The 13,197-nt window shown below is 58.1% G+C and carries 9 protein-coding genes and 2 pseudogenes; 8 read left to right on the forward strand and 3 right to left on the reverse strand.

Annotated elements, in window-relative coordinates:
- The coding region (locus M3436_15060) for a hypothetical protein (GenBank protein MDQ3565383.1) at positions 1-235 on the forward strand (235 nt) is incomplete at its 5' end.
- Between the two features lie 35 nt (positions 236-270).
- On the opposite strand, the gene M3436_15065 is transcribed toward M3436_15060, so the two are convergent.
- Positions 271-1,668, reverse strand: a complete 1,398-nt coding sequence (locus M3436_15065) for a hypothetical protein (protein ID MDQ3565384.1) — start codon at positions 1,666-1,668, stop codon at positions 271-273.
- Positions 1,631-2,536, reverse strand: coding sequence for a hypothetical protein (locus M3436_15070; GenBank protein MDQ3565385.1), 906 nt, complete (start codon positions 2,534-2,536; stop codon positions 1,631-1,633). The genes M3436_15065 and M3436_15070 overlap by 38 nt, the downstream gene beginning before the upstream one ends.
- A gap of 423 nt (positions 2,537-2,959) precedes the next feature.
- Between M3436_15070 and M3436_15075 the strand changes: the two genes are divergently transcribed.
- From M3436_15075 to M3436_15105, 7 genes and pseudogenes are all read left to right on the forward strand, one after another.
- Positions 2,960-6,766: a hypothetical protein gene (locus M3436_15075; GenBank protein ID MDQ3565386.1), complete on the forward strand. Its 3,807-nt coding sequence runs from the start codon at positions 2,960-2,962 to the stop codon at positions 6,764-6,766.
- 181 nt (positions 6,767-6,947) lie between these two features.
- Complete coding sequence (locus M3436_15080) at positions 6,948-7,232, forward strand: DUF1778 domain-containing protein (GenBank protein ID MDQ3565387.1); 285 nt, start codon at positions 6,948-6,950, stop codon at positions 7,230-7,232.
- 237 nt (positions 7,233-7,469) lie between these two features.
- A complete protein-coding gene (locus M3436_15085) occupies positions 7,470-7,721 on the forward strand; it encodes a GNAT family N-acetyltransferase (GenBank protein ID MDQ3565388.1) in 252 nt (83 codons plus the stop codon).
- Positions 7,718-8,284: a hypothetical protein gene (locus M3436_15090; GenBank protein MDQ3565389.1), complete on the forward strand. Its 567-nt coding sequence runs from the start codon at positions 7,718-7,720 to the stop codon at positions 8,282-8,284. Before M3436_15085 ends, M3436_15090 begins: the two co-directional genes overlap by 4 nt.
- A 256-nt stretch (positions 8,285-8,540) precedes the next feature.
- Positions 8,541-8,693 (forward strand): annotated as a pseudogene (locus M3436_15095) (carboxymuconolactone decarboxylase family protein).
- A 16-nt stretch (positions 8,694-8,709) separates the two neighbouring features.
- A complete protein-coding gene (locus M3436_15100; protein ID MDQ3565390.1) occupies positions 8,710-10,647 on the forward strand; it encodes an aconitate hydratase in 1,938 nt (645 codons plus the stop codon).
- A gap of 33 nt (positions 10,648-10,680) precedes the next feature.
- Positions 10,681-12,480, forward strand: coding sequence for a long-chain fatty acid--CoA ligase (locus tag M3436_15105; protein MDQ3565391.1), 1,800 nt, complete (start codon positions 10,681-10,683; stop codon positions 12,478-12,480).
- Between the two features lie 153 nt (positions 12,481-12,633).
- On the opposite strand, the pseudogene M3436_15110 reads toward M3436_15105, so the two are convergent.
- Positions 12,634-13,011, reverse strand: a pseudogene (locus tag M3436_15110) (VOC family protein).
- Between the last annotated feature and the right edge of the window lie 186 nt (positions 13,012-13,197).

A 13,197-nucleotide genomic window follows, 5' to 3' on the forward strand; every position in this document is an offset into this window, starting at 1 on the left:
TCCGAAGAAGAATAAAGAATCCGCTCGAAGCCGGCAAACTTATGCTCAACACGAGATCGAATCTCGCCAACGACAATCCCAAATCAAAATTCACACGAGTTTTTCAACAAAATCGGCCAAAAGCGGACGTTTCTTAATTGAGCGAAATCGTGGTTCGTCCTGGTTCGTCCGGGATTACGCTTCCGACGCTTTGTTCGCTCTCCTGAGGCATCTGGGGCCGAAAAATACATGGTAATGCCCACCTTTTCCGTTGGCGCGTCGGCAAGGCCTTCAGGCATCTACGTCGTCGAAGATGCTCCGGGTGCCGTGCGGCTTGTCGGGTGTTTCGAGTTTCCCCAGGGTTCGCGGTTTCCTGTCCGGCTCCTCAGGCGCATTTTCCGCGATCCATTCGTTCGCAAGGCGGGTTTCTCGCTCAATAATCTTAGCGGCGCGCGCATAATCGCCGAAATGCTTCCTCAGAGTTTCGAACGACTCGAGGAGCTGTTGCATGTGCTCGTCCGCCGGTTCGCTGGAGTCGTGGTTGAGCTGCACCTCTCGCCTCACATCATCGAGCCTGGGCAGGAGTTGTATACGCACGCTCTGCAGCAATTCCTCGAATTCTTGATCCTTGAACAACCTGCGGATATCGACGTCATCCAAGGCGTATAAGTCATCGCCTCGAACGGCATATTCGCTGACGGTCGCCACAAATCTCTTCCTCTTGTCTTCCGGCAAGAGCCCGAATTCGTGCAAGCGCACCGCGAGACCAACTTCCGGAACGGCGTGGAGGAAGAGACCGGGTTCGGACACCTTGTTCAAAAGATCCGGATTGTGTTCGAGATACAGCGAAAGAAACTCCTTCGAGCAGCGACTGGCCAGGAATCCTTGTAGTGCCGACTTGGCACCCCAGGTGGACAGCCACTCGGATTTGTATTTCTTGCTCGACGAGAATTCGCGGAGCCTGACGAGCATCAGCGGAAACAACGCTTTCGGAATGACAACGGCTTTCTCGATGCCAACATCTCCGGAGGTGATCTGTTCGATCAGTTTGCCGGGTGCGCTGCCTTGGACAAAGATGCCGAGCAGTTCCGGGCTCTGGGCCAGGATTGCCGCATACGCATCGCCAATGGTCGGGTGCTTGAAGCGCCAAATGGAATGGCCGCCGGCGTGCGAATGCAGCACGAGACTGCCCTTGAGGGCTTCAAGGGCGGTGACACACCCGCCGAGATTGCTCCCGAGCCGCTCAAGCGCCCGTTCCTCCGACTTCCGAAGAGCTATGGGGCTTTCCAACCGGTCGTTGCGCATGTAGATCAGCGCGAGGGCCGCCTTGCTGTGGCCGTCGAGGCCCTGAAGGACTTCCTGGAGAAAGCGCTCCCGCTTCTGTACAAACTGCCCGAGATGGTAAGCGTCGAGGTGTAGGTCTTTCGTGAACAAAGGATCCGCTAGGCGCCGGGCTATCTCGGGAATGAAGTGCGCGTGGGCCGCGACGGATTCAAGGTGCGGCTTGACCCGGGTTCGGAACGTGCGGGGCTGGCTGCTCAACTTGAGATGGTTGTATAGGATCTGCTGTTTCTCGTCGCCGGACAGATCGTGAACGTCGATCACGACTTGGCTCTCCTTGAGAAGCGGAAAGGCGCTTTCTTTCAGTTCGTTACGTGCCCGGTTGTAGATGTAGTCGCGAGATGTCATCACACTCTTGGCGCCCTTGCGGAGGATGGTCTTGACCTGGGGAAGAATGTTGGTTCCAGCCGTGAACCAGAGACGCTTCGTATTGGGTAACGCCAAACGCGTCGTCGATCCAGAAGAATTGTGATGGTTCGTCGGGGTTCCAGCGCTCGACGACTTTGCCGGGATCGTCGAGTTTGAGCACTGACGCGCCCCATTGATCGGCGGCGGCCATTGCTAGCATGGACGCAATGGTTGTCTTGCCGGCTGCCGGTTCCCCGATCAACAGCACGAAGCCGTGCTCGTCGAGTGCCGCTGCCGCCTTGCTGTACGAGTCGGTGACGACAACCTTCGCAAGGTCTTCCCGGAGCGACTCGAGAATTGCGCGCGCCTGAGCATACGCGCGCTCGTCGAGGATTTGGCTCAGATCCCCCAACCCGTATACGCGCGGAACGAGCATCCGTAGGCGCTTGTTCTCTTTAATCTGCTGGCCAATCCAGGTGGAGCCGAGGAGCACGACGTGCTTCGCCCCGGCGTCCCTCAAGAGGGCTTCGATCTCTTGTGCATGAAGGCCGGACAGTCCGGCGTTCGTCATCAGCACGTAAGAGTCGCAAAGGCCCTGTTCGACGAGCCTTCTGACTTTGTTCACTTCATCGGACAGATCGGAGGGACGAAGAACATGATTAATCCTGATCGTGAACTTGCACTGAATGACAAACCGACCGGTTAGGTCCCCACGTCCCGTTGGATTCCACCGGCCAACGAACGCGCCGTCTCGGCCGCCATCGTTTGAGTCCAGAAAGGATTCAACCGTCTGCCCGAGCACCTCTCGGGTGATCGTCAGGCAGAGTTGTTGGAAGCTGTTCCAGCCAAGATTGTGCAGATCGTACATGCCTCGTCTGTTCGTACTCCGAGATACTACTACATCGGTGCGACACTTTTTTGACCTGAAGCTGCGAGCGTGCTTGTCCGTCGCGAGCGTCCGCATGCTCTCAAGGATTGGCGGTGTCGGCAATGTTTTTCGGGCGTCTTGGAGAAACCTCCACGACGTACCAGGTTTTCAGTCCATCCGTCCGCTTCGGGTCGGGTACCGACTTCTCGACATCCGGTCGCATACGGCCAAGAGCAGACCATCGCGGCATGGTGAACAATATTATCAAGGTCGGCGATTGTCTAAACAGGTATGGCAAGCTAGCGCGGCGCGTCGTTGAAATTAGGTGAGACCACGAGCTGAGTTTTTGCACCTCTGTGATAGCTTATTGAGTTTGGCATAGGCTCGCGATACGTTTTTTCTAGATTCCGTGGAGATCGAGCGATGGAGCATACACAAATTGTCACAGCCAGTGAGTTGGAGGAGTACGCGGAGAGAAGGGACAGCGAAGCAGTGATCCCTGAATTGGTATGCATGCTAGTCAACGAGTCTGTACCCGATCTCGCCGTCTGTCGAATTCCGTACGGCGATACGGTCAACCAGCCTGGCTGGGATGGATTGGTAGAGACGACTACGGGCTTTCGGCAGTTTCTTCCCCAAGGCAAGAGCTTTTGGGAGATAGGAACTGGCAGCCATCCCCAAACCAAAGCCACATCCGATTTCAAGAAACGTACTAGGAACATGTCAGCGGCCGACCGGCAGTCTGGTACCTATGTCTTTGTGACGCCGCGTGGCGCGGGCTCAGGAGGCTGGCAGGAACCTGCTCAAAGCAAGTGGAAGCGAAGAAGAGAACAATTCGGTTGGCACCGCATCAACATCCTGGATGGTCAGCAAATAGCTGACTGGCTACGAGAGTTCCCCGCCTTGGCGAAGTGGTTGTTGAAAAAAATAGGGGGCCTTAAGACTGCTGCAGCTTTCGCAACGCCAGCCGAGCACTGGGAAAACCTACGAGAGCTTGCCAATGATGGCGATCCGTCGTTACCCAAGAAAATCTTCCTCGTGGGGCGAGACAGGGCTTGCGAAGAACTGCACCGCCTATTCCGCGGGGAGACCAAGCAACTCGTGTTGGCAACGGAGAGCGAGCAGGACGCGGAAGATTTTGTGGCAGCATTTCTCGAATCCCTAGATGTTGATACAAGACGTTCGTTCGGCAACAGGTGCCTATTCGTCCGGGATGCGGATGCGTGGCTGTCGTTTGCCAACCTCAAAAGCTCCCACGTACTCGTGGCAAGCCCAAAGCTTGACATGGAGTCGGATGAGCAGTTGCACATGGCTGCCAAGAGACGCGGTCACGGGGTCATCATTCCCGTGTCCGGTACTTGGGCGCATGGGAAGGAAAGCCTAATCCCATTACGCAGTCCTTCAGCGAGCACGCTCGAAATCACTCTTCGGGAGTGTGGTTTCGAATCGGCAAGAGCGAGAGAGCTGGCTGGTGCCGGCGCTTTGAGTCTAGCCGCCCTTAAGCGATATCTACGGGGACTCGGAGGGGTTCCTCCCTACGCAACTTGGCCGAATGCCCGGGTCTTAGCACAGGCTGAGCTTGTTGGGAAATGGCAGGGTACGAATCCCGCGGATAGGGCGGCGATGGAAACCTTGCTGGGAAAATCCTACGGGGAGTGGATCGAGGTGGCTCGGGATGAGACGTTGCGCCCGAACGCTCCCCTGATTCAGCGGAACGAAAGATGGAAAATGATTTCTCGCGGCGAAGCGTGGTCGGCGCTTGGACCAAGGCTCACCAACGACGATCTGGACCGCTTTCAGTCGCTTGCGATGACGGTGCTGGGGGAGCGAGATCCCAAGTTAGATCTGCCAAAGGACGAGCGTTTCGCGGCCTCCATTCGGGGCAAGGCGCTGTCGCATTCAGTTGCAATTCGGGACGGTGTGGCGGAGTCTCTGGCACTGTTGGGCAGTCGGCCAGACGCGTTGTCCTCATGTACCCGAGGTAAAGCAGAGGCGGTAGCAAGTGCCGTCGTCCGGGAACTGTTGAAGAATGCTGATTGGGTGAAGTGGGCTAGTCTCAGCAACTACTTGCCAATGCTGGCGGAGGCGGCGCCCGACGAGTTCCTGAACGCTGTCGAAGCCGCATTAGTGCATCCTTATGAGAGCCCATTCCTTGGAGTGTTCGCCCAGGAAAGCACCGGGGTCGGCGGCTGGAATTACATTACTGGCCTTCTTTGGGCGCTCGAAACTCTCGCCTGGCATCCTGATTATCTGGTACGGATTACCATGATTCTGGGAGAACTTGCGGCAATTGACCCTGGCGGCAATTGGGCCAATCGACCCGGGAACACCCTGAATCACATTTTTCTCCCTTGGTTTCCGCAAACCGCCGCTCCAGTTTCAAAACGCAAGGCAGCTGTCGAAGCCCTGCTTCGCGAACAGCCCACGGTCGGCTGGAAATTGTTGGTCGGTCTGTTACCGACAATGTGTGGAACTACGTTAGGCACTCACAAACCCTCTTGGCGGGATTTCATTCCACAAGGGTGGAAGGAAGGCGCCACCCGCGGTGACTATCGGGAACAGGTTTCCGGCTATGCGGAATTGGCCGTTGACATTGCGGCTGACGATCTAGCGAAGCTCGCTGAACTGGTTGACCGCCTGCCTGATCTTCCTGATCCCACGCGCTCAAAGGTCCTTGAGCACCTCGCTTCGGGTCCTGTAACCGCTCTGTCGGAAGGCGTTCGCCTACCGCTTTGGGAGGCACTCGTCGACCTTGCTGCAAAGCATCGCAAGTTTTCCGATGCTCCGTGGGCTATGCCCTCCGAGGCCGTCGCAAGGATAGAGGAAGCCGCAGAGAAACTTGCCCCGAGGTCGGCCATGCTGCTATACCGGCGACTATTCAGTGAAAGAGATTTCGATCTGTACGAGGAAGCAGGGAACTATGAGGAACAACAACGGAAACTAGATCAGAAGCGGCAGACCGTCGTCCAGGAAATTCTGGACGAATGGCACATTTCCGGGTTGCTTGACTTTGTGCAGCAGGTGGAATCCCCACGGAAAGTCGGCCTTGCCTTCGGATGCATGGCATCGCCACAGGTTGATACGGTTCTGCTGCCGGATTTTCTGAGCCGGACGGAGAAAGCTGTTTCGGCATTCATTGGCAACTTCGTGTGGGGGCGCAACAGGACCGAGGGCTGGCCATGGGTCGACTCCCAATTGGGCAAACTGTCGAGCACCGAGCAAAGGCTTAACTTCCTGACGTTGCTCCCTTTCGACCCTGAAACTTGGCACAGGGCCAAGACAGTCCTAGCCGATGAGGCAGAGACCTACTGGAAGAAGGCAGCTGTAAACCCGTGGGGCCTTGATGAACAGCCCTTGGTTGAGGCCGCAGAAAAGTTGGTCTCCTGTGACCGGCCTCATGCTGCGATCAGTTGTCTGTATGTACTCGTTCACAAGAAGGCAGCGTTTCCGGTGGAAATTGCGGTACGAGCGCTAACCGATGGGCTTACCTCGAGTCTGGAAAGCAGCCAGTTCGATCAACACGAGATTGTGGAAGTTATCCAGTGGCTCCAGGAAAACGTGCCAGCGGAGTCGGAGGATTTGTTTCGGATCGAATGGAACTACCTGCCGCTCCTGGAACGCCATTTTGGTGGAGAGCCCAAGACCCTCGAACGGCGGCTTGCTTCCGATCCTGGCTTTTTCTGCCAGGTAATCGCCGCCGTCTTCCGCTCAGACAAAGAAGCTGAAAGCAAACGTGAGGTAACGGACGCGGAGAAAAATATTGCCGAGAACGCCTATCGGCTTCTGCACGGCTGGAAAACCCTGCCGGGCACCACGGTGGCTGGCCCTTTCGATGGTGCAGAGTTTTCCAGATGGCTGGCCGAGGTCAAGCTGCAGTCAACCGAATCCGGGCATTTCCGAATCGCCATGAGCCAGATCGGACAAGCGCTACCGTACGCTCCAGCTGATCCAGGAGGTCTGTGGATTCAAAAGTCCATTGCGGTGGCGCTGGATGCTAGGGACGGTGACGAGCTGCGTTTCGGCTTTACGACTGGACTCTTCAATATGCGAGGCGTGCACGGATATTCCGCTGGAGAAGAGGAACGGAAGATTGCCGCTGGCTATCGCAACAAGGCAGGAGCCTTGGCCGATAACGGATTTCATCGTCTCGCGGACTCAATCAGAAAAGTCGCTGAAAGTTATGAACGGGACGGGGATCGGCTCGCAGAAACGAACCCATTCGATGAGTGACGGAGCGGCCGGGGTGTGAGCCTGAATCGGTAAGCTTCGAATAGAGACTTTCGAATGTTGTTTGAGGGCATGAACGTCTGCTTGGGGTCGGAAGCCGAGATTCAAACTGAGACGCTACCGAACCGCTGCGCCACCGTGCTAGATTCGCTTCGGAATTGGCAGGTCCATACAGGTAGAACCCATGCTAGAGACGACCAAAGACCGCATCAGTGCCCGAGTACCGAAGCCGGTGCGTGAGACCCTTGAGGAAGCCGCGGCCCTTTCCGGCGCGACGCTGAACCAGTTTGTGGTGCAGGCAGCCCTCAAGGAGGCGCACGCGGTGCTGGAACGGGAGCGGATCATCCGCCTGAGCCGCCGGGATTCGGAGGTGTTCTTCAAGGCTCTCGAAAAGCCTCCGGCTCCCAATGCACGGTTGAAGAAAGCCGTCGCCGCCTATAAGCGTTCGCCTTTGCATGCAGAGGATTGAGCGATTAAGCCGCCGTCACCATCGCGACGGGTTCGACTGCGGCAACCATGAGCTAAACGACTACTTGCGGCATACCGCCCGGCAGCATACCGACAAGGGGCTGTCGCGGACCGATGTGCTGGTCGATGACGAAGCCCCGACCGAGGTCCTGGGATACGTTACGGTTGTCTGGCGGAGATCATCACGGATAGCCTGCCTCCACAGTACGGCAAGAAGTAGCCCGCCAAGGCCCACGGCGTGAGACTCGCGCGCCTGGCGATCGCGCAGTCCAGGCAACGCCAAGGCCTCGGGGCCTTGATGATGATCCATGCCATGCGCAAGGCCTTTCAGGTCGCCGATAGCACCGGGCTCATCGGTTTGTTCGTGGATGCCAAGGACGAGGCGGCGAGCCGCTACTACCGGCGTTTCGGGTTCATTGCCCTGCCGGATAGCCCACATCAGATGTTCATGCCGCCAGCGACGCTGCGCCGGGCGCTGGATGAGCTATGAACCGCTTTTCCTCCCGCCGCCAGCGTCTCGACAGTAGTTTCCTGACACCGAGACTGCAAGGCACCCTCGGCTATGATCGGATCGCTGGCTACTTTTCGTCCTCCCTGCTGGAAGTGGCCGGCGAGGCCCTGGAGACGGTGGCCGGCCCGATCCGGATGGTGTGCAACTCGGCGATCGAGCCCAAGGACCTGATCACGGCCCGGTTGGCGCGAACCGCGATGCGCCGCGAATGGTGCGAGTCGCAGCCGGAGGCGCTCGGTGACAGCGCGAAGGGGCGATTCAAGCGGCTCTACTCCGTCGAAGACGGCGTCCACCAGCTGTTGTCGAGCCGGTTACAAGGCATCTCGAATCTCTTCGGGCAACTGCCGGATGTCTTGGAGGATGCCTGGATCGACGTGGCGATCGGTGAGGTCGAGCGCGCGCGGCGCATCATCGACGCTGTTCCCAGGCAGCATCCTTTCCCGCTGCGCTACCATAAGATCACCAAGGTCGATTGGGAATCCTGTGCCAAGGTGCTCGATTCCCGGGAGCGCAAGGCCTACCTCTCCCGAGGCTGGCGCTAGTCCCGTAGAGTCCGTGCAGCGATAGCTGTACAGCGGTCGCCCGTCGAGTTTTCTGTCCCGGCGCGAAAGAAACCTCGTGAGGCGGCTAGCTAAACGCCCCGAAACTTGGCGCCTCGGGCCAATGACCGGCCCGAAAATTCCCCGATCCTGGACCCGCGTGTTTGACAGCTAACAGGTCCAGCCGTATCTTCCCTTCGGAATGAAAACGTCTTTTAAAATCCCTATTCCCCATTGTTGATTTGAACGAGGAAACAACATGGACCTTTATCCCCCACTCAGCAAAGAACTCGCACGCAAACGGGCCCAGCTCGCGCCGGAGATCTCTGCCGCGTTCAAGGCTTTCAGCCAACGGGTATTCGCCGAGGGCGCGCTGCCCGCGAAGACCAAGCAGTTGATCGCAGTCGCGGTGGAAAGGAGACTGAAGCATGGGTAAAAATGTCAGCCAAAAGTTGATCGGCAGCCATCTGGTCGAGGGCCGCATGGAAGCCGGGCAAGAGATCGGCCTTAAAATTGACCAGACCCTTACCCAGGATGCCACCGGAACCATGGTGATGCTCGAGCTCGAAGCGATGCACCTTTCCCGAGTCAAGATCGAGCTCTCCGCGCAATATGTCGATCACAACCTGCTCCAAACCGATTTCAAGAATCCGGACGATCATCTGTTTCTGCGCAGCGCCTGCAAGAAGTTTGGGATCTGGTATAGCCGTCCCGGAAACGGCGTGAGCCATCCGGTGCACATGGAGCGCTTCGGCGTACCGGGCAAAACGCTGCTGGGCTCGGATAGCCACACCTGCGCCGCCGGCTCCCTCGGAATGCTGGCGATCGGCGCCGGCGGCCTGGAGGTCGCGCTGGCGATGGCAGGCGAGCCGTTCTACCTCACGATGCCGAAAATTTGGGGTGTCAAGGTGATCGGAGACCTTCCCGGGTGGGTGAGCGCCAAGGACGTCATTTTGGAGATGTTGCGCCGCCATGGCGTCGCTGGCGGCATCGGCAAAATCATCGAATATTACGGGCCGGGGTTGGACGGACTGACGGCCATGGATCGCCACGTGATTGCCAACATGGGGGCCGAGCTTGGCGCGACCACGACGGTGTTCCCCTCGGATGCGGCGGTTAGGCGCTTTCTCGAATCCCAGGGTCGTGGTGGAGATTGGGCAGAAATCGTTGCCGACGAGAATACCGAATACAATGCATACGAAGAGATCAACCTGTCCGAGCTCGAGCCGCTCATCGCCTGTCCGAGCAGCCCGGACAATGTCGTACCTGTACGTGACGTGGCAGGCCGGGAAATCTATCAAGCCATGATTGGCTCATCGGCCAATCCGGGACTGCGGGATTTCACCATCGCTGCGTTGATCGTGGACGGCAAGCAAGTGCACGATCGGGTTTCGTTCGACATCAATCCCACTTCCCGCCAGATCCTGGAAAACCTGACGCAGTCGGGACTCCTGGGAAAGATGATCCGGGCCGGTGGCCGCATCCATCAGGCCGGCTGCAACGGCTGCATCGGTATGGGGCAGGCGCCGGCCAGCGGGCGGATCAGCCTGCGTACCGTGCCGCGTAATTTCCCGGGCCGTTCCGGCACCAAAGACGATCAGGTCTATTTGTGCAGCCCTGAAACGGCCGCAGCTTCGGCGCTCGCCGGCGTGATTACCGATCCGAGGACATTGCACATGGAATACCCAAAAATTACAGAGTCCGACCAACCCATTGTCAACACGGCTATGCTCACGCCGCCGGCCGAAGAAAGCGCGCCTGTTGAGCTTGAGAAGGGGCCGAATATTCAGCCGCTTCCCCCGTTTCCTCCCTTCCCCGATACGGTGGAAGGACCGGTCCTCCTGAAGGTGGGAGATGATATTTCCACCGATGAGATCATGCCGGCCGGAGAGCAAGTGCTGCCGTATCGGAGCAACATTCCCGAAATCAGCAAGTTCGTTTTCGCCCGAATGGATGAGACGTTTCACCACCGGGCGATGCAGCACTTGTTGTCGGGATGCCTGATCGTCGCCGGTAGAAATTACGGTCAGGGCTCAAGCCGCGAGCATGCCGCCATTGCGCCGCGGTACCTGGGACTCAAGGCTGTCATCGCAAAAGGCTTTGCCCGCATTCACCGACAAAACTTGATAAATTTTGGGATCCTGCCGTTGACATTCGCGAATCCGAATGACTGGAAAAAAATCGACCAAGACGACGTCCTCAGTCTTCCGGATATCCGCGCGGCCATCCCACAAGGAATGCAGGTAAAGGTCATCAACAAGACCAAAGGAGAAAGGTACATCGCGGAACATGCATTGACGGGACGGCAAGTCGAGATGATTTTATCCGGAAGCCTGCTCAATCTGATGCGCGAGCGTCCGGCCTAGCTGACGTCGGGTCTGAATGCTGGAGCCAGTCCGTTGACTCGAAGTATTGATCACATTACTCCGCAGAGTGCTCATACGCTCGCCGGGCTTTTTCAGGAACGTATATCGCGGACGCCGCAATCCATCGCTTACCGCTATTTCGACCCTGCCGCGAGCACCTGGAAGGGGCTATCCTGGCAGGAGATGGGCACGCATATCGCGCGCTGGCGGGCAGCATTGGCGCGCGAACCGTTGCGATCCGGCGATCGCGTCGCCGTGATGCTTCGCAACTCTCCGGAGTGGGTCATGTTTGAGCAAGCAGCGCTAGGGCGAGGTCTTGTCGTCGCTCCCCTGCATACCAACGATCGTGCCGAAAATATTGCCTACATGATCAGAGATGCGGGCGCAAAAGTGCTGCTGCTCGGGGATGCCGAGGACTGGCGCCTGCTGCAGGCCGTGGATGATCATTTAGGGGGCTTGGTGCGCGTCCTTACCGTCGCGCCCCATGAGGGCGAATCTGGCGATGCGCGTCTGTGGGACGTTAACGCATGGTTATCGCTAGCCGATAAGGCCGCACCGATGCATGCCGCCGCCCCTGATGATCTCGCCACCATCGTATACACCTCGGGAACGGTCGGGCGCCCCAAAGGGGTGATGCTCAGCCATCGAAACATTTTGTGGAACGTGTACGCGTTAATGCGAAGGTTCTCTATTTGCCCAGACGATGGGTTTCTCTCTTTCTTGCCTCTTGCGCACACCTTCGAGCGCACCGTTGGCTACTACCTGCCAGTGATGGCGGGTGCCCTCGTCACTTACGCACGCTCGCCTCAGCATCTCGTTGAAGATCTCCCAGAGGTCCGGCCGACCATCTTATTGGTCGTGCCTCGGGTCCTCGAGAAACTCTACGGAGGACTTCAGTCGAAACTCGAAAGACACACTCCTTTAAGAATCCTATTTGAGCTGACCACCCGAATCGGGTGGCAGCGCTTTCGGTACCTACAGGGGCGAGAGGACTGGCGCTGGCTGTTACTCTTATGGCCTTTACTCAATCGGCTCGTGGCACATCGGATCCGCGCCGGGTTAGGGTGCGATCGTCTGCGCGTCGTGAGCTGCGGGGCAGCGCCCCTAGAGGCACGTCTCGCGATCGTGTTTATTGGCTTAGGATTCCCCATCTCAAATGGCTATGGCCTGACCGAGACGAGTCCCGTGGTAAGCGCTAATGCGCTCACCGATAATGACCCCTTCAGCGTCGGAAGCCCGCTCGAGGATGTGGAGGCGCGCATTGGAGACAATGATGAGCTACTCGTTAAGAGTCCCGGCGTCATGTTAGGTTACTGGGGTGACCCAAAGCTCACCGCGATGGCATTCGACAGTGAAGGATGGCTACACACCGGCGACCAGGCGCGGATCGACGACCACCATATCTACATCACTGGCCGAATTAAAGAGATCATCGTGATGGCCAATGGTGGAAAGGTTGCCCCAGAAAGTATAGAACGGGCGATTACCCTTGATCCGCTCTTCGAGCAAGTGATGGTGACGGGAGAAGGTCGGGCCTATCTGAGTGCGAACGTCGTGCTAAACCGAAATCACTGGTCGAAATATGCGCGTGAGCTTGGCCTCGACCCGAATGACCCGGCCACACTTGACCAGGCACAGGTCCAGGCGGCGGTCTTAGACAGAATTGCGATGCGACTGCACGCGCTCCCAGGCTATGCCAAGGTGCGAAGCGTTACCCTGAGCTTGGAACCATGGACCGTGGAAAACGGGCTCTTGACGCCGACTCTTAAGGTTCGTCGCGACCGAGTACTCGCCCATCTCCAGACGCAGGCCCTAAGCAAGGCCAGCGGGTAGTGCGCGCGGATACGCTGACTCGTCCCCGCGTCGGGTCGCTCCGCAGCGCCGAGGCTGTCACCGTTCCTCCCTTGATGGACCAGAGCGGCGGCCCTCGTGAGCTTCGGGACCCAGTGTGCGCGCGACCAAGGGGTGAGGTCGGGACGCCGCCGTACCACCGCTGCCGTACGGCCGGGTGATGATCTCCAGCAGGTGGCCGTTCGGGTCGTCGAAGTAGAGCCCGCGCCCATCGTCCCAGGTGTTGATCTGGTCGCGCTCGTGGCGGCCGGGGTCGGCCCAGTACGAGAGGCGCCGTTCACGAATCCGCGCGAAGATCTCGTCGAATTCGATCTCGCTCACCAGGAAGGCGTAATGCTGGGACGTGATCTGGCCGTCGGCGTCCATATAGTCCAGCGAGGTGTCACCTACCCGCACCACTGCAAACGGGCCGAGGAGCGAAGGCGCCGGGAGGCCCAGGAACTCGGTCAAGAACATTGCCGCGGTATCTTTGTCGTGCGCGGCAACGATTGTGTGGTTCAGCCGGACGGTCATGGTCGTGATCCTAGATGTTTGCGAATGCTTCACTTAAGCGGTTCGTCTATCGCCGCATTCGTTATAAGCGATAGCCGCCGAACGAACGCTTTCGTAGGTTTCATCCGGCACGTGGTCGTCGGCAATAAGCGTGACGGCGTCGCTCGCTGACGTAATATCACTTCTATTGGTTCCCCAATCTGTGAC

The sequence above is a fragment of the Pseudomonadota bacterium genome (assembly GCA_030859565.1).
Taxonomy (GTDB): domain Bacteria; phylum Pseudomonadota; class Gammaproteobacteria; order JACCXJ01; family JACCXJ01; genus USCg-Taylor.